This window comes from Thalassospira xiamenensis M-5 = DSM 17429 (genome assembly GCF_000300235.2).
Lineage (GTDB): Bacteria > Pseudomonadota > Alphaproteobacteria > Rhodospirillales > Thalassospiraceae > Thalassospira > Thalassospira xiamenensis.
Genome location: NZ_CP004388.1, coordinates 3571658 through 3594199 on the forward strand (window position 1 = coordinate 3571658; position 22542 = coordinate 3594199).

Consider the following 22542-nt stretch of genomic DNA (forward strand, 5'->3'; position numbering starts at 1 on the left):
CTTTTGGCGTTGCGGTAGATGCGACTGGGGATACCTTGCCATGTCCGCATGCCCGATATGCAGGCGAATTGGGCCGTTTTTCTCGGCCTGCTCGTAATTATTATATATAAAGACTCCGTGTCTCACCGTGGAAAGATCGAAAGGACATTCGCCAATGTCAGCGCCCACGCACACCCCGCCTCCTGGTGCTTCTGCCGTTCTGGTACTTGCCGATGGTTCTGTTTTCTGGGGACGAGGCGCCGGTGCCCGAGGAGAGGTTGTTGGTGAAGTCTGCTTCAACACCTCGATCACGGGCTACCAGGAAATCATGACCGACCCGTCCTATGCCGGGCAGATGATCACTTTTACTTTCCCCCATATCGGCAATGTCGGCACCAATGACGAGGATATCGAAAACACCACCCCCGTCGCCCTTGGCTGCATCCTGCGCCAGGACATTACCGAGCCATCCAACTACCGTTCACAAGGTCATTTCAATGACTGGCTGGCAAAACATGGCCGGATCGGCATCGCCGGTATCGACACCCGCCGCCTGACCAAACGCATCCGGAACGAAGGCGCACCGAACGGTGTAATCTGCCACAATCCGGACGGCAGGTTCGACATTGATGCGCTGATCGCCAAGGCCAAAGACTGGCCGGGACTTGAAGGCATGGACCTTGCCAAGGACAATAGCTGCACCGAAGGCTATGACTGGGATCAGACGCTGTGGACCCGCGAAGGCGGTTACGGCGAACTGGGCAATGCCAAACACCATGTCGTTGCCATCGATTACGGTGTAAAACGCAACATTCTGCGCAACCTTGCCGCCCTTGAGTGCAAGGTATCGGTTGTTCCGGCAACGACGTCCGCCGAAGAAATCCTTGCGATGAACCCCGATGGGATTTTCCTGTCGAACGGCCCTGGTGATCCGGCAGCAACCGGCGAATATGCGGTTCCGACCATCAAAAAACTGATCGACAGCGGCAAACCGGTTTTCGGCATCTGCCTTGGTCATCAGATGATGGCGCTCGCCCTTGGTGCGAAAACCAAAAAGATGGATGTTGGCCATCGCGGTGCGAACCATCCGGTGAAGGACACCACAACCGGTGTCGTCGAAATCACCAGCCAGAACCACGGCTTTGTCGTCGACAAGAACAGCCTGCCCGACAATGTTGAAGCAACGCACTTCTCACTGTTTGACGGATCCCTTGCCGGGCTTCGCCTGAAAGACAAACCGGTGTTTGCGGTTCAGTACCATCCCGAAGCATCCCCGGGACCGCACGATAGCCATTACCTGTTCAAACGTTTCGTTGGCCTGATCGAAGACGCGAAAGCCTGATAGCGCGACAACATCAGCGACAAGCGATTTACGGACTTAATTTCGGGCGGTGCAGCAATCGCGCCCGCCACGCCAAAAGCGGAAAAAGACATGCCGAAACGTACAGATATCAAATCCATCCTTATCATCGGTGCCGGCCCGATTGTGATCGGTCAGGCTTGCGAATTCGACTATTCCGGTGCACAGGCCTGCAAGGCCCTGAAGGAAGAAGGCTATCGCGTCATTCTGGTCAACTCGAACCCGGCGACGATCATGACCGATCCGAACCTGGCCGATGCGACCTATATCGAACCGATTACACCTGAAATGGTTGCCAAGATCATCGAAAAGGAACGCCCGGATGCCCTGCTGCCGACCATGGGCGGTCAGACAGCACTGAATACCGCGCTGGCACTTTATGACGATGGCACGCTTGATAAATATGGCGTCGAGATGATCGGTGCGAAAAAGCACGTAATCGAAAAGGCCGAAGACCGTCAGCTTTTCCGCGAAGCCATGGACAAGATCGGCCTTGAAAGCGCGCGTTCCGCAATGGTCCGTACCTTTGAAGAAGCCGTTGTCGCCCTTGAAACCACTGGTCTTCCGGCCATCATCCGGCCGAGCTTCACCCTTGGTGGTGAAGGCGGCGGCATTGCCTATAACCGCGAAGAATTCGAACAGATCGTTCGTAATGGTCTGGCGATTTCGCCGACCCATACGGTTCTGGTCGAAGAATCCATTCTTGGCTGGAAAGAATATGAGATGGAAGTCGTCCGTGATCACGCGGATAACTGCATCATCATCTGCTCTATCGAAAACGTCGACCCGATGGGCATTCATACCGGGGATTCGATCACCGTTGCCCCGGCCCTGACCCTGACGGACAAGGAATACCAGATCATGCGCGACGCCTCGCTGGCGGTCCTGCGCGAGATCGGTGTGGATACTGGCGGTTCGAACGTTCAGTTCGCGGTCAACCCCGATGATGGCCGCCTGATCGTCATTGAAATGAACCCGCGCGTGTCGCGTTCGTCTGCACTGGCGTCCAAGGCGACCGGCTTCCCGATTGCCAAAATCGCGGCCAAACTGGCTGTTGGTTACACGCTTGACGAACTTGATAACGATATTACCGGCGTGACCCCGGCCTCGTTCGAGCCGACCATCGATTATGTCGTCACCAAAATTCCGCGCTTCACCTTCGAAAAATTCCCGGGTGCCCAAGCGCTTCTGGGGACGGCGATGAAGTCGGTTGGCGAAGCCATGTCGATTGGCGGCTCATTTGCCGAAAGCCTTCAGAAGGGCCTGCGGTCGATGGAAACCGGCCTGACCGGTCTGAACGAAGTGAAAATCGAAGGCGCGCCGGACAAGGCCGCGATCCGCGCAAAACTGACGCAACCGATGCCGTTCCGCATTCTTTATGCGGCACAGGCATTCCGTCACGGTCTGACTCTTTCGGAAATCCAGTCGGCCACCAAGTTTGACCCATGGTATCTGCGTCAGGTCGAAATGCTGGTCGCCGAAGAAGAACAGGTTCGTGCCAAAGGCCTGCCTAAGGACAAGCAGGAATTGCTGCGTCTCAAGAAACTCGGTTTCTCGGACGCGCGTCTCGCGGAACTGGTGGGTATGGAAGAAGACGACGTTCGCGCGATCCGTCACGCGATGGAACTTCGCCCGGTTTATAAGCGCATCGATACCTGTGCCGCCGAATTCCCGTCACGCACGTCTTATATGTATTCGATTTACGAAGGCGACGGTTTCTTTGAACCGGAAAACGAAGCCGAAGTAACTGATCGCAGGAAAGTCATCATTCTTGGCGGTGGCCCGAACCGTATCGGTCAGGGCATCGAGTTCGATTATTGCTGTGTGCATGCGGCCTATGCGCTTCGTGAAGTCGGTATCGAGGCCATCATGGTCAACTGCAACCCGGAAACGGTTTCCACCGACTATGACACTTCGGACCGCCTGTATTTCGAACCACTGACGGCCGAAGACGTGATCGAACTTTGCCAGCTTGAGCAAAGCAAGGGTGAACTTCTGGGCGTGATCGTTCAGTATGGCGGCCAGACCCCGCTTAAACTGTCAGCCGCCCTTGAAAAGGCCGGCATTCCGATCCTCGGCACCAGCCCCGACAGCATCGACCTTGCCGAAGACCGCGACCGGTTCCAGGAACTGATCCACAAGCTGGGCCTGAAGCAGCCGGCCAACGGTATTGCTCGTTCGGTCGACGAAGCCGTCAAGATCGCCGAAGGCATCGGTTACCCCATCGTTATCCGCCCAAGCTACGTGCTAGGCGGCCGTGCGATGGAAATCGTTCACACCACCGAAGACCTGCTGCGCTACATGACCGAAGCCGTTCAGGTTTCGGGCAAAAGCCCGGTTCTGATCGACAGCTTCCTTCAGGATGCGATTGAAATTGATGCCGACGCGGTTTCGGACGGCGAAAATGTCTTTGTCGCCGGCATCATGCAGCATATTGAGGAAGCCGGTATCCATTCCGGGGATAGTGCCTGCTCACTGCCGCCCTATTCGCTCGGTCAGGACATGATTGACCGCCTGAAAGAACAGACTGTTCAGCTGGCCAAGGCACTTGATGTTGTTGGCCTGATGAACGTGCAGTTCGCGATCAAGGGTGATGTGATCTATCTGATCGAAGTCAACCCGCGTGCCTCGCGTACCGTTCCGTTTGTTGCCAAGGCCACCGGCAACCCGATTGCAAAAATCGGCGCGCGCATCATGGCAGGCGAAAAGCTTTCGGACTTCAAGATCAACGAAGGTCCGTTCAAGCATATTGCGGTCAAGGAAGCGGTGCTTCCGTTCAACCGCTTCCCGGGTGTCGATACCCTGCTTGGCCCGGAAATGCGCTCAACCGGCGAAGTCATGGGCCTTGATACCGATTTCGGTCGCGCCTTTGCGAAGGCCCAGATGGCGGCGGGTCACGATTTGCCGCAATCTGGCAAGATCTTCATGTCAGTCAAAAACTATGACAAACCGGCCGCTGTTCAACTCGCACGCGACGCGATCGAGCTTGGCTTTGTGATTGTTGCGACGCATGGCACTGCCGAAGCTCTTGAAAAAGAAGGGCTGGACGTCACCCCGGTCAATAAGGTACAGGAAGGACGTCCCCATATCGTGGACATGATGAAGAACGGCGATATCAACCTGGTATTCAATACCACCGAGAGCAAACAGGCTGTGGTCGACAGTTTCTCGATCCGGCGGACGGCACTCAGCAACGATATTCCGTACTACACCACGATTGCCGGTGCCCGCGCCACCCTGCGTGCCATCGACAACCTGAAACGCGGAGCACTTGCAGTGCGACCCGTTCAGGAATATCTTGGGGACGAGTACTGAGGTTCCTTTTCGAACCCGTTCAACGAGTTTAGACCGCCCGGCGGTATCTGCCGGGCGGTCGATTTTGTAGTATCGATCGCTAATAAGAATAGGCTGTGAGCGCGATGGAAAAAGTACCTATGACCCCGCAAGGGCATCAGCGCCTCGAAGAAGAGCTGAAGCACCGCAAATCCGTCGAACGCCTTGAAATCATCAAGGCGATCTCGGAAGCGCGCGAGCATGGCGATCTCTCGGAAAACGCCGAATACCATGCCGCGCGTGAACGACAGAGCTTCTGCGAAGGTCGAATTGCCGAACTGGAAGATGTTCTTAGCCGCTCCGAAGTCATCGATATCAAGTCGCTGGCTGGGTCGGTCGTCAAATTTGGCGCGACCGTGCATCTTGTCGACGAGGACACCGACGAGGAAACCACCTATCAGGTTGTCGGTCCGATCGAGGCTGATATCAATTCCGGCCGTATTTCGACCACCTCTCCGATTGGCCGTGCGCTGATCGGCAAGGCCGTTGGTGAATCCGTAGAAGTTACCGTGCCTGGTGGCACGAAGAGCTACGAGATACTGAAGGTCGAATTCGCCTGATCCGATTGTAATATTTTGCGAAAGTACGGCCCGATAAACATCGGGCCGTTTTTTTGATCCAAATACCCTGCACAAGCATCTGCCATGACACCTGACATCATCATTTCCCATGCCCGCCCGGAAGACAGCGTCCATGTCGCCGACATGTCCAATGCCCTGCATGTTGAACTTGATTACGACAATCCGCCCCATACGACCGAAAGCATCCATGAAATGATGTTCGGGCCAAGAGCGCTGATCAAAAGCCTGATCGCATGGGATGGGCGTCGCGCTGTCGGACAGGCGATCTTTCAGCCGTTCTATAACCCGGATTATTCAAAAATCGGGTTATGGATGACCGAACTTTATGTTGTGCCAGACATGCGTTCGGAAAAAGTTGGCAACAAACTGATGAAGGCTCTTGGCAAATACGCCTTGGATCACGGCTATATTTCGATGTGGTGGTCCGTCCTGCATCGCAACGAAGCCGCCTGCCGGTTTTACGAACGGCTAGGCGCGCGTAACTCCGGGGCCCTGCAATATGAAATTGATGGGGATGAGTTAAAGAACCTTGGCCAATAAAACCACTGATCATCAAGCACGTGACAAAGAATTGAATTCATAATATTTTTCGGCATCATTCTGAAATGATCGTTCTGGAAAGATCGAGAACACCAACAGCGTGCGACGCCCGGCCGGGGGGATAACGGGCGTCTCAAAGCGGAGCCAGTCAAATGATTGGCTCCGCTTTGATTAACGACAAACCTGTTTCTGGCACGCAGACAAAACAAAACCGGCAACCTCGAAGGTGCCGGTTTTTATCTATCGGACTGATGCAATTCAGCTCAGTCCTCGGCCTCGATATCAATCGGAACACCGGGCTGGTTTTTGGCGGTGCGAATCGAGAGTGCCGATTTCACGTGATTGACGTTTTCCGCAACCGTCAGTTCGGTTGTCAGAAACTTCTGATATTCGTCCCAGCTGTGTGAAACGATTTTCAAAAGGAAATCCATTTCACCGGCAACCATATGACATTCGCGCACTTCCGGCCATGCAGCGGCACGGCCTTCAAAGGCGCGCAGATCATGTTCGGCCTGACTCGCAAGACCGACCAGCGCAAACACGGTTACATTATATCCAAGCGCCTGCGCATCAACATCGGCATGATAGCCCTGAATGAAACCGGCTTCTTCAAGCGCACGGACACGACGCAGACAGGGTGGCGCAGAAATACCTGCACGGCGTGCAAGTTCCACATTGGTCATGCGGCCATCTTCCTGGAGATCGCGCAGAATTCTGCGGTCGATCTTGTCGAGTTTGACCCGTTGCATTTATCCCTCGATTCTGTGCGCTGAACTTACCCCGGACGAAACAATATTACAGGGGGCCAGTACGCTGGCAATAATATATTCGGCAGCAGAATGCAATCTGCCCTTTTGTAACGCGTACAAATGCACTGCACAATTTTGTATCAAAACGTTGCAAACCGCTATTTTCCGCCAATCGAAATGTCAGACTGAAAAGCATCATCGGACACCGTTCCGAAAACCTTGCAAAACATCGTGCGAGGCGGTTGCGCAATGCCAGATCACCCCATATGTTCGAAACCTGTTTTTCACCGACCACAATATGCAAAGCACATGGCCCAGGAACATAACACCAAAGTCCTCATCATCGGATCCGGCCCGGCCGGTTACACAGCAGCGATTTATGCTGCACGCGCCAACCTGGAACCCATGATGGTTATGGGCCTGCAACCAGGTGGTCAGTTGACGATCACGACAGATGTTGAAAACTATCCCGGCTTTGCCGATGTCATCCAGGGCCCGTGGCTGATGGATCAGATGAAGGCGCAGGCCGAGCATGTCGGAACCAAAATGGTCCACGACCTGATCACCGAAGTCGACTTTTCGAAACGCCCCTTCGTCTGCAAAGGCGATTCGGGTGATGTCTATGTTGCCCAAAGCGTGATCATTTCAACCGGCGCACAGGCCCGCTGGCTTGGCCTTCCGGGCGAAGAAAAATTCAACGGTCGCGGTGTTTCCGCATGTGCCACCTGTGACGGGTTCTTCTATCGCAACAAACCGGTTGTGGTTGTTGGGGGCGGCAATACCGCGGTTGAAGAAGCTCTTTATCTTGCCGGGATCTGCTCGAAGGTGACGCTCGTGCACCGTCGCGACGAATTGCGCGCGGAAAAAATGCTGCAGGATCGCCTGCTGAAGCATGAAAAGATCGACGTCGTCTGGGACAGCGTCATTGACGATATTCTTGGCGGTGACGGCCCGATGGATGGCGTTGAAGCCGTTCGCGTGCGCAATGTAAAAACCGGCGATCTGACAGACATTACTGCGGATGGTTTCTTTGTTGCGATCGGCCATGATCCGGCAACCGCCGTGTTCAAAGGACAGATCGACATGGATGACGAAAATTACATCCTTGTCAAACCGGGCAGTACCACAACCAACGTCAAGGGCGTCTTTGCCGCAGGCGACGTGACCGACAAGATTTACCGTCAGGCGGTTACCGCAGCAGGCATGGGGTGCATGGCCGCCCTCGAAGCCGAAAAGTTTATTGCCGAGCACACCGAATAAACACGGCAACACGAGAACCAGATATGATAAAGGGGTGCTCATGGTGCCCCTTTTTTCTGTGCGTTACCCGGAAATACAACCTTGCTCGCAATGCACGAACACGCTGTTTCCGGGCAATCCCCTGAGTTCATTTACGAATTCGGCGTGAACGAAATCACCACTTTCGCAATTGGTTGCTTGCAGATCGCGTCAAAGGCCTCATATTGATCTAATGATATCAGTTTGGAAGCAATTCCGCATGCGGCTTAACAGTGTGGAAACCAAATGCTTCTAAGAAGAAGATAAAGAAGTATCAGGGGACTGTTGCGGCAATAGCGCGACAGTGACATTAGGAGCAGGTCTATGGACTGGGACAAGCTGCGTGTTTTTCACGCTGTTGCGGAAGCGGGAAGCTTCACACACGCGGGGGAAAATCTCAATCTGAGCCAGTCGGCTGTCAGCCGGCAGATCAGCGCACTTGAAGAAAGCGTCAAGGTGCCGCTATTCCACCGTCACGCCCGCGGCCTGATCCTGACCGAGCAGGGTGAACTTCTGTATCGCACGGCCCATGATGTGTTTGCCAAGCTTTCCATGGCCGAAGCCCGCATTCGCGAATCCAAGGAACGCCCCAGCGGTCCGCTGAAGGTCACCACCACGGTCGCCTTTGGCTCAACCTGGCTGACACCGCGGATCAACGAATTCCTTGAACGCTATCCGGAAATCGAATTGTCGCTGGTACTCAACGACGAGGAACTTGATCTTGCCATGCGCGAGGCCGATGTTGCGATCCGCATGCAGCCCCCACGTCAGGCCGATCTGGTGCAGCGTCAACTGATGACGCTGCGTTATCATGTCTTCGCATCCCCCGAATATATCAAGCAGTTCGGCATTCCGAAGAAACCCGAAGACCTGAAAGATCATCGCCTGATCATTTATGGTGCGGATGCGCGCCCGCCGGTTTCCAACGTCAACTGGATGATGGCCGTCGCCCAGCAGTTCAAACCGGATATGCGGCCGATCCTGAAGCTGAACAATATCTATGGTATCTTCCGTGCAACGGAGTCCGGGCTTGGTATTTCAGCTCTGCCCGATTACCTGCTACCCGCCGACAGCAATCTGGTCCGCATTCTGCCGGAACTCGAAGGGCCAAGTTTCGATGCCTATTTCGTTTATCCCGAAGAACTGCGCCATTCCAAACGCATTGCGGTGTTCCGTGATTTCCTGATCGAGGAAATCAACAAGGTCAAAGCAAAAGTCAATGCTGCCGCTGCGGCTGACTAACGCAAACGGCACCAAGAGAATCCAAAGCCCCGCACCAAATCTGGTTGCGGGGCTTTTTTCTTGCGTCTCAACGGAACAATACAACCTTTGATTTACAGCACCCCGCACGATGACATACCGACGACGGCCAAACCTGAGCGCGCATTAGTAAATCACTGACGTGATGCGCAGGTTTATCAGGATGCAAAATCGGGCCTTTCAGGAAAACGCTGTCATAATAGCTTCAATTTAATGACATTTTTTCGCCATGCACTGAGCGCATGGTTGGATTGTCGTTATTCTATTTTTAAGCGTAAGATCATATGCGTATATTCACATCAGAAGTTGTTAGCGACCGCAAACGCGAAGAGCGCTTTCATCTTTTCCTGATCTCCGCATGATCCGTCCGCCGAAACGTTATTCGGCTTGGAATCTTCCCTGGATTCCTCGTCTCCCAGACGTTAAAGCCTCCCTGTTGATCTTGCCGGTAGCTTCCCCTAGCTACCGGCATTTTTTTCGCATTCGCACAATTAAGCGGCAGTAAACTGATCAAAAGATTGGGAACAAGCGCATTAGAATCCATAAATATTTTATATATTTCAGTCACTTATAGGAAAAATTTTTGCAGCCCAAGATTTATGCAATTTACGCATGGCTGAATGAGCAATTTGACAGTGGTGTTTCCCGTCAAAAACGCTATCTTCCTCTTCGAACCGCAGCGGTGAACAACCGCATCGCGGTACAGAGTTTTCTCCCTGACCGAATTTCGGTCTTTGCCGGGCGCCCTGCCCGGCATACCCAGGGCCCTGAGAAGGGTCCTACGTCTCCCAGACGTGAAGCCTCCCTGATAAACTTGCCGGGCATTCATTTGCCCGGCTTTTTTTTGCCCTGACGATATCCTCACCATCACCACGCGCAACTGTGACCCGTTGCAACCGTCTTCACCTTGGCAGTCACACTGAAACCACGCAGTATGAAGCTTGCGCGCACGTGCGTCTGGTAATCGGGGATTAAAATCATGCAGAAAAATATCGGCCAGTTCCTGTTTGGCAAACCGGCAGAGGATCGCCTGCCGGAACGTGTGCGTCATGCGATTGCCCTTCAGCAGCAAGAGAGCGAAAAACTGATCGGCTGGGTGCAGCTGTTGCTGGTGACGATCTTTGCGACCCTTTACACCGTCTCACCCAAAACATTCATGAACACCGGAATTCATCCTGTCCCATGGGCTTTGGGACTATATTTCCTGTTCACCTTTATCCGACTGGCGCTGTCTTATCGCGGCAGCCTGTCAAACTGGTTCCTGACCCTGTCGGTTATTGTCGATATTGGTTTGCTGATGGTCCTGATCTGGAGCTTCCATATCCAGTATATGCAACCGGCAAGCTTCTATCTCAAATCGCCGACCATGATCTATGTGTTCATCTTCATCTCGCTGCGCACCCTGCGGTTTGACCCGCGTTATATTTTGCTGGCGGGCGCAACGGCGGCAATTGGCTGGCTGATACTGGTCTTCTATGTGATCTGGAGCGAACGCGGCCAAAGTATGATCACACGGGACTATGTGACTTATCTGACATCCAATTCGATCCTGATCGGGGCCGAGATCGACAAGATCATTGCCATTGTTCTGGTGTCAACCGTGTTGGCGATTGCAGTTTTGCGCGCACAACGTTCGTTCACCCGTGCCGTCACAGATGAAATCGCGGCAAGCGAGCTGTCACGCTTTATCTCGCCCGAGGTCGCCGCGCGCATTACCCACGCAAACCAGCAAATCAAACCTGGCGATGGTGAAGCCGCAAGGGCCACCATCATGTTTACCGATATCGAGGGGTTTTCCGGCGTTTCCGAAAAGCTGAGCCCGCAAGAACTTGCTGCAATGCTCAACGAATATTTCGCCGCGACCAGCAATGTGATCAATAAACATGGTGGCGTGATCACCCAGTTTCAGGGCGACGCAATGCTGATTACCTTCAACGCGGTAAAAGCCGATCCCGACCACGCGTTAAACGCAGTTCGGACAGCAATCGATATCACACGGGTCTGTGCTGAAACCACATTTTGCCATGGCGGCAGGCTCAAAACCCGTTGCGGGATCAATACCGGCGATATCGTGATCGGTGCGGTTGGCTCGGAAAACCGCCTGACCTTCACCGTCCATGGTGACAATGTCAATATTGCCGCCCGACTGGAACAGCTAAACAAACAATATGGCAGCTACATCCTTGCGACCGAGGATACCGTCAGGGCCTGCGAGGAAGGTTTTGCCTGGCAGGCGCGCGGTGAAGTCACCGTGCGTGGGCGCGAAACGCCAACACCGATCTTCAGTCTCTAGGGGCAGGCCCCACAAAGAAAAAGCGCGCGGCGGGCGATTTGCCCGCCCCACGCTTTTGGGGGACAGATGGTCTTGGGGAGACCGGTCAGATACGGTGCCTTGACCTTGGGGTGCAGATCACTGCGGGGGACAGTGATTTTAAAGGTCCCGGTGAGTAGCGAGGGAGGGGCGCTTCACCGGCGTTTCCGCATCTGACAATTGTGAATATGCCCTTGAATTGGGGCGTAAAAACCGGCCGGTAATGACCATTCAGGGGCAAATTGGGGCAAAATAAAGTTTGGAGCTGAAACCGCGAAAAACCTGTTTCCGTTCGGGAAAAAAGAAGGGGCGGGATTTACCCGCCCCATTTTCGGGGTCTTCATGGTCTTGGGGAGACCGATCAGCGAGGTCTGCAATTGTTCTTTCTTCGGGGGAAGATGAAAGAACGGGCCAGAAGACGTTTGAGGGGGGACAGAAGGTTCTGGCCGTTGCCTCGACTGACAATGCCTAATCTGCCTTGTGAATAGGGCAGGAAAGCAGGTCGCATAGGGCCATTTGAGGGCGAATTATGGTCAAAAAGGGGCATATGAACCCGCAAACCCTTGATAGCGATATTGCCAATAATGATCTATCCTGAAGATTGTCCGGCTCCGCATTGGCAGAAACACGCCAATCCGGAATGACTCATGCAATTGCATTCCCTTCCGGCACCCGTACCCTGTTGCCTTCTGTGCCAACGCAGACCGGACACCCGCACCACACAGACCCGGAAAAACCGGGCGCGCGCAACGTCCTGACCGGCTGCATCATTTGCAGAAAGCACATGGAATTGGCAAACCGCTTATTTAGGCGGGATAATACAGATCTCCATGCGCGGGCCGGCCCCATGCGTCCCATGATGCATCAAGGAGATGTCCATGCCCTCGTCCAAAGACCCAAAAGACAAAGCAGACACCACAAATCCCCTCGCTAGCCCCCGTCACGTTCCGCGATGTGCCGCGTTAATCGGCCCCTATTCCAGTGGCAAGACCAGCCTGTTTGAAAGCCTTCTTGCCGCGACAGGTCGAGTACATCGCAAGGGGTCCGTTCGTGATGGCACGACAATCGGCGATGCAACAGCCGAGGCAAGCGAACGGCAAATGAGCACCGAAATGACGGTTGCCCAAACCCGGTATCTTGACGAGGAATGGCATTTTATCGATTGCCCCGGCTCGGTTGATTTTGCACAGGATTCCCGTGAAGCCGCGATGATATGCGATGTTGCCATCGTGGTTGTCGAACCCGACCCGACACGCGCCATGATCGCCGCACCGATCCTGAAATTTCTGGATCGCAACCGTATTCCGCATCTGATTTTCATCAATAAAACCGATCATAGCGGCATTCGCCTGCGCGATAGCCTTGATGCGCTGCAATCAATCTCGGAGCGTCCGCTTGTGCTCCGTGAAATTCCGATCCGCGACGGCAAGGGGCCGGACGATACGATAACCGGTTTCGTCGATGTCGTTTCCGAACGGGCCTATCAATATCTGGAAGGACAACCTTCAAAACTGATCACTCTGCCCGCCAACGCCAAAGAACGCGAAGCCGAGGTCCGGGATGGATTGCTCGAAGCACTTGCCGATTTTGACGACAATCTTCTTGAACAAATCCTTGAAGATCAGACACCGGCAAGAGAAACGATCTATGACAATCTTGAACGAGATCTGGCCAAGGATTTGATTGTTCCGGTCTTTTTCGGGTCTGCCGAACATGATCACGGGATCATCCGGTTGTTAAAGGCGTTGCGCCACGAAGCCCCGAATGCGGATGTCTGCGCCCACCGCCTGGGCATTGAACCGGAAGGCAACAATGTCGCCGTCCAGATTTTTAAAACTGTTCATCTGCCCCATGCGGGGCGGTTTTGTTATGGGCGCGTCCTTTCGGGACAGCTAAAGAATGGCGACACACTTGATCGCGACAAGGTCGCAGGCATGTGTCAGGTCTTTGGCGATAAGCACGAAAAGCTCGATATCGGCACATTTGGCAGCATCATCGGCCTGCCGCGCATCGATCATCTTCGAACCGGCTCGCTCTGCACCACCGATGGTGAAATGGATAATCTGTGGCCCGATCCATTGCCCCCGCTTTATGAAACAGGGCTGGAAGTCACCAAACCCGGTGATGACGTCAAACTGACCGAAGCATTGCGCCATCTGTGCGAACAGGACAGGTCGCTGTCCTTCATCCATAGCGACAATACCGGACAACTTGTTTTACGGGGGCATGGTGATATCCATCTTCAGGTCGCACTGGCGCAGCTTCGCAGCCGCTATCACCTTGAAATCGAAACCCGGCCTGTTGAAACCGCCTATCAGGAAACCGTGCGCAAACCGGCCCAGGCGCGCGGGCGATATAAAAAGCAGACCGGCGGTCACGGGCAGTTTGGCGATGCCCAGATCGAAGTGAAACCCCTTGGACGCGGCGAAGGTTTTTCATTCACTGAACGGATCGTCGGCGGGGCCATTCCCCGGCAATATATCCCAGCTGTCGAAAAAGGGGTGCGTGACGCCACGCGTTCCGGGCCGCTCGGTTTCCCAGTTGTCGACATCGCGGTTGAATTGGTTGACGGGTCCTATCACGCGGTCGACAGTTCCGATCAGGCGTTTCAGATGGCCGGGCGGATCGCTATCGCCGAAGCGCTTAAAGAAGGGCAGTCTGTCCTGCTTGAACCCATAGAAAGATATGCGATTTCAATTCCGTCCGAATTCACGTCAAAAGCCCAGCGACTGGTCAGCACCCGGCGTGGTCAGATCCTTGGGTTCAGCGCCAAGGATGACTGGCAGGGATGGGACGAAATCGACGTGCAGATGCCAGCATCCGAAACCGGCAACATGGTGATGGAATTACGGTCACTCACACAGGGCACTGGCTTTTTCACGCGAAGTTTCTCGCACATGCAGGAGATTGCGGGAAAGCAGGCCGATCTGATCGTCAGTGCCCGACAAAAACCACATAAAAAGTAATAGAATTGATCTATCGCTAATCATTAAACTATTGATTGGCGTAAAGTTTTCCAATCGTTGATACTCTTTGCAGACAAAGAGCTAACCTTCGGGCATGTGCCCCTTTTACCGGAGTGAAAACATGCAGATTGATATCGGAATCAATGAAACCAACCGCACTGCGATCGCCGACGGCCTTGGCCGCGTTCTGGCAGATTCTTATGCGCTGTATCTCAAAACCCATAACTTCCATTGGAACGTGACCGGGCCGATGTTCCAGACCCTGCACACCATGTTCGAAGAACAATATACCGAACTGGCCATGGCGATTGACGAAGTTGCCGAACGTATTCGTTCGCTGGGGGCGTTTGCCCCGGGCAGTTTTTCGGCTTATGCCAAACTCTCGTCGATCCCGGAAGAAACCGGTGTGCCCGCCGCCAAGGACATGATCACACAACTGGTCGAAGGCCATGAAACCGTGATCAAGACCGCGCGTTCGCTTTATCCGATCTGTGACTCGTCAGACGATGATGCCACCGCCGACCTCCTGACCGCACGCATTCAGGTCCACGAAAAAACCGCATGGATGTTGCGCTCCCTGCTGGAAAGCTAAAACGCCGACGTCATGTTCAAAACAAAGGCCCGGAAATCCATCCGGGCCTCAGACCGCTGACAAACCCCGTCATATTTTGGCGGGGTTTTTCTTTTAGAGGTGTTTGAAAGCTGGCTTGAGTGTGCCGAGGGGATTATCCCTCAGCGATTGGCCCCTTGGGGCCCAAAGCCAGGGCTATTTTCTTGATGTTTTGGGCGGCGGCGGCCAGCAGACATTGGCATTTGACATTGATCAGTCCCCGGAACCTTGCATATCGATGACCGTGAAGCTGTTTGGCATCTGCAAAAGAGCGTTCGACCGTCTCTTTTCGGCGCTTGTAAACCCGCTTACCCCACTCTGTCAGACGATAGGCGTCAGCCCGGTCTCTGGCGTCTTGCCAGACATGGCGCGTGACAGTTTTTCGGTGGTGGGCATTGGCGGTACAGGAAGCCAGCACAGGACAGGTGCGGCATTTTTCCGGGTCGCTGTGATAATGGCGGTATCCATTTCGGTCGGTTGTCGCATAAGACAGAAGCTGACCTTCGGGGCAGCGATAAGCATCACGTTCAGGGTCATAAACGTATTTGCGTTTGGGGATGTAGCCTTCCCGAAGGTTCGGGCGGCGATAGCCCGTCACGCCAAGGATGTCACGATCTTCAAGGCCTTTGGCAATCGCGGCGGTCGCATAGCCCGCATCCAGTCCGACGGCGATAACATCAAGGTCAAAACGCTGCCTTTGTCGGTCAAGACGGTCGAGATAGGGAATGCTGTCATGCAGATTGGCCGGGGTGGCGTAACTGTCGGTAATGATCCCAAGCTTGCCATCGACCGTGCGGTGATCGAGATAGAAAAAGCCCTTGGGCTTGCCGTCGCGCACCATATATCCGCTGTCGGGATCGGTTCGGCTGATCTTGGTTTCTTTCTCAACCGGCTGGCGTTCCTTGGCTTTGAGCGGCTTTTTCGCATGAGCCGCCCGGTCTTCCTCAATCGCCAGATCCAGATCATCCCAATAGGCCGCGCGCGATTTGGCAACCACTTCGCGGTCCCATTTGTTCTTGTTGGCATCGGCCTTCAAATGCGTGCTGTCGGTATAGAGAACCTTACCATCCACCAGCCCGTGCCTGATCGCCTGCTCGACGATCTCGTCAAAAATATCCTGCGCAACACTGGCATCATGATATCGACGCCGCCGGTTCTGCGACAGGGTCGAGGCATCAAAGACCTTGTCGGTCAGCTTGAGTTGCAAAAACCAGCGATAGGCGACATTGACCTCAATCTCGCGCACAAGCTGGCGCTCCGAGCGCACGCCAAACAGATAGCCAATGAACAGCGCCTTAAACATCATCACCGGATCAAGGGCGGGACGGCCATTGTTCGCGCAGTACAAATCGGCCACGCGCGCATGGATAAAACTGAAATCGATCACGGCATCGATCTTACGAAGCAAATGATCGCTGGGGACCAAACTGTCGAGTGTCACCATCTCAAGTTCGGTTTGATGTGGGCTGGGTTTCTTAAGCATTCCCCATTGAATCAAAAATCCCCGCCAATGGCGAGGACTTTGTCAGCAGTCTGAGCCCGGAAATCCATCCGGGCCTTTTTCATATCCGGTGAAGCCAACCGAACACTATCCACGCAGCAAAGGATCAATCCGGCGCGCCGCATGCAGGACGGCAAAGTCGTGCCCGTGCGGTGCCGCAATCATCAATGCCCCCGGCGCAACGCCGTCACCAGCCGGAACCGGGATTGAAATGGCGCAGGCATCCGAAAGGTTCAGATAGGAAGTATTGCGCAACATCATCGCATTCAAACGGTCAAAGTCGGCTTCGACTTCGGCAATCTTGGGTGCCATCATTGGCAATGTCGGTGAAATCATCACATCGACATCCGCCATGGCCGAACTGAACATCGCAATCACGTCGGTTCGCTTGGCATAGGCATCAATTAGGTCTGCCGCACTTAGCGTATCGGCAAAACGCATCCGGTTCAAAACACGCGGATCGCCACAAGTTTCAAGCGCCTTGAAATCCTGTGAATAGATTTTATGCGCCTCGGCCGCGACAAGAATTTTGTTGATCACGGCATTTTCGGCCAAAAAGCCCAGATCAATCTCGATCAACTGATGTCCGGCATTTGCCAGCTTTTTGCAAACCGCATCAAAATCCGCCCGCACCCGGTCATCAAGATCATTCACAAAGGCATGGGCCGGCACACCGATTTTGATCGGGGCGGGTTTGCCATCCTGTGCGGGGACGGTTTTGCCCGACATGACTTCAAATGCGGCTATGGCGGTTTGCAAATCACCGGCAAGCGGCCCTGCCGTGTCAAAGCTTTTGGCAAGCGGATGAATGCCTTCGCCCGACATCCACAAACGGCTGGGCTTATAGCCATAAAGCCCGTTGATCGCCGACGGAATGCGGACCGAGCCGCCGGTATCGGTACCCAACGCGATATCGACCAGACCAAGCGCAACCGTCAAACTACCGCCCGATGTCGACCCGCCCGGAATGCCTTCAGGGTCAAACACATTGCCCGGCGTTCCGTAATGCGGGTTAAGTCCAACACCGGAATAGGCAAATTCGCTGAGCGTGGTGCGACCAAACGGCACGGCACCGGCAGCCTTGATACGCGCGATGATTTCACAATCCCGCGTTGCTGCCGGACGCCCCTGCAACAATTTTGATGCTGCCGTGGTGGTCACACCGGCCTCGTCGTAAAGGTCCTTTACCGAAACCAGCATACCGGCCAACGGCAAGTCTGTTGCCGATTGCGCAACGCGTTCCTCGGCCGCCGCGGCGTCACGCAAAATGCGGTCGCGGTCAAACTCGGTGAAAATCCTGGCTGCCAAATCGCCCAGTTGATCGACCCTGTCGATTGCCGCCTTTGCCTTGTCGATGATCGCACCCATCGGGCTGCCTCCGTTACGTTCTGATTTTTATGGAAATTTTCTGAAACCGAGCCTAGGCGATTTCAGGCAATTCAACAATGTCATAGCTGTGCGTAATGCTCAGCCCCCGTACCGGGTCATTCATCGCCATTTTAAACGAACGTGCCGGACGCACCCCGCCCTTCGCACCAAAAGTTCCACACAGCATCACAGCCGCCTTACCACTGGCCCCTGCCGACTTTAGCCCCGAACCTTCGATAAGATCGGAAAGCGGACGGATCGATGCAATCGTGCCTTCCTGATATGGAACCCATTCATCACTGTCGCCTTCACGGATCCAGGATTTCAGTTCGATCTGTTCCAGATGATCGGCAACATCGTCAAATTTCCAGATCGTGTTGGCGACCGGCTTGGCGCAAATCTGCTTTGACAGTGCAACCGAATGGGCTTCAAGTTCGCGGTCGGTATGATCGGATGCCAGTCCAAGATACAAAACACCATCCTTTGCAATCACCAGCGGCTCTACCTCGCCCGATGTGCCTTTGCCAACCACCTCGATCACCGGTGCTTGGGTCAGCATGCCAAACGATGTGCGGTAATAAAGCGGCACGGTCGAAGGCGGTTTGACCCCGATGACGGCCAGTTCGTCAATGTGATGCTGGATCGCCTTGGCATCGCGGCCGGTCCAGCCAGCAACCGTGCAATGGCCGATTTCAAAGCTGACGGCACCGCCATCAAGGATAAAATTCATCTGCATTTGCGTTATCCCAATTCTGATTTTTACAAATTTTGCGCGCATCTGGCGGTTGCGGACCGGTTTCCCGGTCCGCCCCGAAGGCACAAAAGATCAAGACATGATGCGTGTTGTCGCGCGTGTTTATCCCGACCGGATCAAAGGATGTCGGGCAGGAACAGGGCGACGGACGGCACCGCGACAAGCAGGGCGATCATGGCAAGCATCACCAGAACGAACGGAATGACGCCCAGCATCACATCGGACAATCGACCAGATTTGCGTGCGCCCTGCACAACGTAAAGATTAAGTCCGACAGGCGGTGTGATCAGGGCCATCTCGATCAGAACGATCAGGAGGATTCCGAACCAGACCTTATCGAATCCCATGCCGGTCATGATCGGCACAATGATCGGAATGGTCGCCACCATCAGCGACAGGGTTTCAATGAAGAAACCCAGCACGATGTAAAGCAGGATCACGACCATCAAAGTCCCCATCGGCGAAAAATTCAGACCGGTCAGAAGATCCTTGAGCTCGCGCCCCATGCCTGCGGCGGTCAGGGTAAAGTTCAGGAAATAAGCCCCGATAATCACCAGCATGATCATCGCGGTGATCCGAACCGTGCCATACAGGCAGCGTTCGATCATTTCGCGCGAAACACCGCGATTGAAAGCCGCAATCAGCATCGCAATCGCAACCCCGACGGCGGCTGATTCAGTTGGCGTTGCCCAACCGGCATAGATCGACCCGATCACCACAAGGAACAGAACCACAATCGGCAGGAGATGCTGCAGGCTACCGATCCGCTCCGACCAGGTGAATGAACGGCTTGTGCCGCCAAGGGTCGGCTTGATCTTGCACAGGATCGCCGTGACCATCATGAAGGCCACCGCCATCAGAAGCCCCGGGATCAACCCGGCCAGAAAAAGACGCGGGATCGATGTTTCGGTCAGGAAGCCATAGACGATCAGGTTGATCGAAGGCGGGATCATGATGCCAAGCGTCCCACCCGCGGCAATCGCACCGGAAAACAGTTTCGGATCATAACCGAGCTTTTCGGCCTGCGGCATGGCAACGGTTGCCACCGTCGCCGCCGTCGCCACCGATGACCCCGACGTTGCCGAAAACATCGTCGCGGTACCGATATTTGCGTGGATCAATCCGCCCGGAAGCCATGAAAACCATTTATCAAGGGCTTCATAGGTGCGTTCGGCAATGCCCCCGCGCACCAGAATTTCCCCAAGCAGCACAAAGAACGGAATGGCGATCAGGGTTGATGAATTCGACGATGACCAGACCACCTGCCCAAGCCCGCGCAAAAGCGGGAAAGGCGAAAACAGCTGATCGACCCCGAACCCCAGAAGGAACAGAACAATCCCGACCGGAATGGACAGGGCCAAAAGCCCCAGAAGCGATGCGGTAACTGTAAAGATCATGCTTCCAACTCCAGTTCGGAGCGCGCACCAACAAGCGCATCAGCCTGCTCAAGGTTACGCTTGACCAGAAGCGACAATGTCAGGATCACCAGAACACTTGAACACACGGCAAACCATATCCAGCCGGAAAGCCAGATCGACTGCGGTATCCATAGCGGTGTTTCAAGCGGGGTATTGGCGCGTGACCCGCGCTCAATCGTCTTTTGCAGAACCGGCCAGCTTTGAACGGCAATAACAATCGACGTTCCGGCAAGGGCAATGATCGCAAGAAGATCAAGCATCGCCTTGCCACGCTGGCGCAGGCGCAAACGGATAAGGTCAATGCGGACATGCGCCAGTTCCGTCAGGGCATAGGACATGCCCCAACTGGCAACCCCGGCCATCACATATCCCGATATTTCATCCGCACCCCCAAAGGAAATGCCGACTTCACGCAAAAGAATATCTGCGATGATCAGGATCACGCAGCCTGTCAGAACAAGTCCAACAAGCAACGCGATCATGCGGTTAATGCGGCGGATGGCCGCAATCAATGAGGTAGTCACGGTTGCGGCCTCCTCCGGCTGGTTTTCTGCTTAGCTCAGAGGTACGGCAACACCGACGGTTTTGCCAACTGTATCGTTCCAGCGTTTAACCCAGTCCGCACCGGCGCGTTCGGCCCATTCCGGCAAAACAACAGTCGTCAGGATTTCCTTGGCCTTGGCAAGATCGGCATCAGATGCCTCAACCAGGGTCATGCTTGCCGGATCACCCGCCGGGCAGGTTCCATTACCGGTCAGACACGCGATGTCGGCTTCAAGCGCACCTGCGGCCGCGGCCCATGCCGGGGCTTCGAACTTGGAATTGACTTCATCAGTGATCAGTTTCTGCATTTCCGGCGACAGGCTGTTCCACTTGTCGAAATTCATCGCTGTTACGACCGGGTCCCAGCCGCCAAGCGGAATGGTCATCAGATGGTCGGAAACTTCCCACCAACCGGCACTGTATCCCGAACCGGCACCGGTAACGGCACAGTCAATTACACCACGTTCAAGCGCACCCGGCACTTCGGAAAACGCAACATTGACGCCGTTGGCACCCAGTGCTTCAAGGAACTTGGTGGTCATGCGGCCCGAACCACGAACCTTTTTACCTTTAAGGTCTTCAAGTGACGTCACGTCACCTTTACAGAAAACGACCTGCGGCGGATACGGGGCAATTGCCAGAACCTTGGAATTGAAGCGTTCCTTGAAGATATCCTCGACCATCGGGCGGGCAGCCTCAACCATTGCCTGCGCTTCTTCGGCGGTATTGGCAACCAGCGGCACGTCAAGGCCTTCAAGTTCCGGGGCATCGCCAACCGCATAATCGGCAACCGTCATGCCAACATCGAAAACACCGTCATTCAGGATACGGAAAACGTCACCGCCGCCGATGCCCATCTGATCATGGGTGGTCATCTGAACATTGATTTCGCCGTTCGATGCTGCTGGGAGTTCTTCGGTCCAGAATGGTGTTTCAAACTGCTTGTTCAGTGGCAGGCTGCTCCAGCTGCCGACAACGGCAAGGTCCTCGGCAAAGGCCGGGGTTGCGATCATGCCTGCACCAAGGGCCGAAACGGCAAGTAACGATGATACTGTCTTTTTCATGAGATGGTCCTCTCTGATAGCTGGGTTTTGTTTGTGATTTCAGGCGGTCTTTGTCTGTAATGAAAATTCCGCGGCTTCTGCTAGGACATCCGTCACCAGCATCAGACCGGGTTCATGCGTAATGGCAAGGTCCGGCAAAACATTGCGGATCGCCATTTGCGGCGTAACGCCACAGGCCCAGAAAACCGGGATATCCCCCTCGTTCACGACAGGTTCGTCGCCGAAGTCCGGCTTCATGAGATCGGAAATGCCAATGCTGGCCGGATCGCCAATATGAACCGGCGCACCATGCGCCAGACGATAACGATCAGAATACAGAATGGCACGAATGGCATCGGAGGGTTTGAAGGACCGCATCGAAACCACCAGCGGGCCATGAAAACGCCCGGCCGGGGTGGTCGCAATATTGGTCACATACATCGGCACGTTCCGGTTGGCATCCATATGACGCAGTGGCACACCACTGCGCGTAATTGCTGCCTCGAACGAAAATGAACAGCCCAGAACAAAGGTTACCAGATCATCGCGCCAGACCGCGGTTAGATCGGAAACACTTTCAAAATCGATTGTTCCACGAAACACGCGATAACCCGGCAGATCGGTACGAATATCAAGATCGGTGCCAAGTTCCGGAATATACGGTGAACCCGGTTCGGACATGCCGATCAACGGACATGATTTCGGGTTTTTGACACAGAATTTAAGAAACTCGTCGGCATGGCTTGCCGGTAGGATCGCAAGATTGCCCTGCAGATACCCGGATGCATAGCCAGTCGTGGTGCCCCGATGTTTTCCGGAACGAATTGCGTGGCGCAAGGCCAGTGGCGATATCGTCGATGCAGATTCCGAAACGGTTGTCGGGGAACAAGATGCGCTTTTTGTCGCGTTCATTTATTCGGTCCTGTTCTCAGCCTCGCAATAAGCTTG

Annotated in this window: 17 protein-coding genes; 9 read left to right on the plus strand and 8 right to left on the minus strand. The window is 54.5% G+C overall.

The features are described 5' to 3' along the window. Positions 1 to 154: 154 nt before the first annotated feature. The 4 genes from carA to TH3_RS16605 all read left to right on the plus strand — a co-directional run bounded on the left by carA (position 155) and on the right by TH3_RS16605 (position 5793). Positions 155 to 1321, plus strand: a complete 1167-nt coding sequence (gene carA, locus TH3_RS16590; RefSeq protein ID WP_007089848.1) for a glutamine-hydrolyzing carbamoyl-phosphate synthase small subunit — start codon at positions 155 to 157, stop codon at positions 1319 to 1321. A gap of 90 nt (positions 1322 to 1411) precedes the next feature. Further along, a complete protein-coding gene (carB, locus tag TH3_RS16595) occupies positions 1412 to 4654 on the plus strand; it encodes a carbamoyl-phosphate synthase large subunit (RefSeq protein WP_007089849.1) in 3243 nt (1080 codons plus the stop codon). 104 nt (positions 4655 to 4758) lie between these two features. Beyond that, a complete protein-coding gene (gene greA / locus TH3_RS16600; protein WP_007089850.1) occupies positions 4759 to 5232 on the plus strand; it encodes a transcription elongation factor GreA in 474 nt (157 codons plus the stop codon). 84 nt (positions 5233 to 5316) lie between these two features. Continuing rightward, a complete protein-coding gene (locus TH3_RS16605) occupies positions 5317 to 5793 on the plus strand; it encodes a GNAT family N-acetyltransferase (protein WP_007089851.1) in 477 nt (158 codons plus the stop codon). A gap of 263 nt (positions 5794 to 6056) precedes the next feature. Here TH3_RS16605 and TH3_RS16610 read toward each other — a convergent pair whose 3' ends face one another. Beyond that, entirely contained in the window at positions 6057 to 6542 is a 486-nt protein-coding gene (locus TH3_RS16610) for an Lrp/AsnC family transcriptional regulator (RefSeq protein ID WP_007089852.1), read from the minus strand. A gap of 309 nt (positions 6543 to 6851) precedes the next feature. On the opposite strand from TH3_RS16610, the gene trxB reads away from it, so the two are divergent. The 5 genes from trxB (at position 6852) to TH3_RS16645 (ending at position 14949) form a co-directional block, all read left to right on the plus strand. Then, a complete protein-coding gene (gene trxB / locus TH3_RS16620) occupies positions 6852 to 7802 on the plus strand; it encodes a thioredoxin-disulfide reductase (protein ID WP_007089854.1) in 951 nt (316 codons plus the stop codon). A gap of 342 nt (positions 7803 to 8144) precedes the next feature. Further along, entirely contained in the window at positions 8145 to 9062 is a 918-nt protein-coding gene (locus TH3_RS16625; RefSeq protein ID WP_007089855.1) for a LysR family transcriptional regulator, read from the plus strand. A 997-nt stretch (positions 9063 to 10059) separates the two neighbouring features. Continuing rightward, a complete protein-coding gene (locus TH3_RS16635) occupies positions 10060 to 11373 on the plus strand; it encodes an adenylate/guanylate cyclase domain-containing protein (RefSeq protein WP_007089857.1) in 1314 nt (437 codons plus the stop codon). Positions 11374 to 12269: 896 nt separating this feature from the next. Then, positions 12270 to 14357, plus strand: a complete 2088-nt coding sequence (locus TH3_RS16640; RefSeq protein WP_007089858.1) for an elongation factor G — start codon at positions 12270 to 12272, stop codon at positions 14355 to 14357. Between the two features lie 121 nt (positions 14358 to 14478). Beyond that, entirely contained in the window at positions 14479 to 14949 is a 471-nt protein-coding gene (locus TH3_RS16645) for a Dps family protein (RefSeq protein WP_007089859.1), read from the plus strand. A gap of 133 nt (positions 14950 to 15082) precedes the next feature. Here the strand turns inward: TH3_RS16645 and TH3_RS16650 are convergent, their stop codons facing one another. The 7 genes from TH3_RS16650 to TH3_RS16680 all read right to left on the minus strand — a co-directional run bounded on the left by TH3_RS16650 (position 15083) and on the right by TH3_RS16680 (position 22506). Next, complete coding sequence (locus TH3_RS16650) at positions 15083 to 16450, minus strand: IS1182 family transposase (RefSeq protein ID WP_040059618.1); 1368 nt, start codon at positions 16448 to 16450, stop codon at positions 15083 to 15085. Positions 16451 to 16555: 105 nt separating this feature from the next. Then, positions 16556 to 17836, minus strand: coding sequence for an amidase (locus tag TH3_RS16655; protein ID WP_007090057.1), 1281 nt, complete (start codon positions 17834 to 17836; stop codon positions 16556 to 16558). A gap of 52 nt (positions 17837 to 17888) precedes the next feature. Next, complete coding sequence (locus TH3_RS16660) at positions 17889 to 18572, minus strand: DUF2848 domain-containing protein (RefSeq protein ID WP_040060104.1); 684 nt, start codon at positions 18570 to 18572, stop codon at positions 17889 to 17891. A gap of 134 nt (positions 18573 to 18706) precedes the next feature. Continuing rightward, positions 18707 to 19987: a TRAP transporter large permease gene (locus tag TH3_RS16665; protein WP_007090059.1), complete on the minus strand. Its 1281-nt coding sequence runs from the start codon at positions 19985 to 19987 to the stop codon at positions 18707 to 18709. Further along, positions 19984 to 20532 carry a TRAP transporter small permease subunit gene (locus TH3_RS16670; protein ID WP_114109680.1) on the minus strand — a complete coding sequence of 183 codons (549 nt, stop codon included), beginning with the start codon at positions 20530 to 20532 and terminating at the stop codon, positions 19984 to 19986. The genes TH3_RS16665 and TH3_RS16670 overlap by 4 nt, the downstream gene beginning before the upstream one ends. A 30-nt stretch (positions 20533 to 20562) precedes the next feature. Then, on the minus strand, positions 20563 to 21615 hold the full coding sequence (locus tag TH3_RS16675) for a TRAP transporter substrate-binding protein (RefSeq protein ID WP_007090061.1): 1053 nt from the start codon (positions 21613 to 21615) through the stop codon (positions 20563 to 20565). A 39-nt stretch (positions 21616 to 21654) separates the two neighbouring features. Next, positions 21655 to 22506 carry a putative hydro-lyase gene (locus tag TH3_RS16680; protein ID WP_007090062.1) on the minus strand — a complete coding sequence of 284 codons (852 nt, stop codon included), beginning with the start codon at positions 22504 to 22506 and terminating at the stop codon, positions 21655 to 21657. Positions 22507 to 22542: the final 36 nt, after the last annotated feature.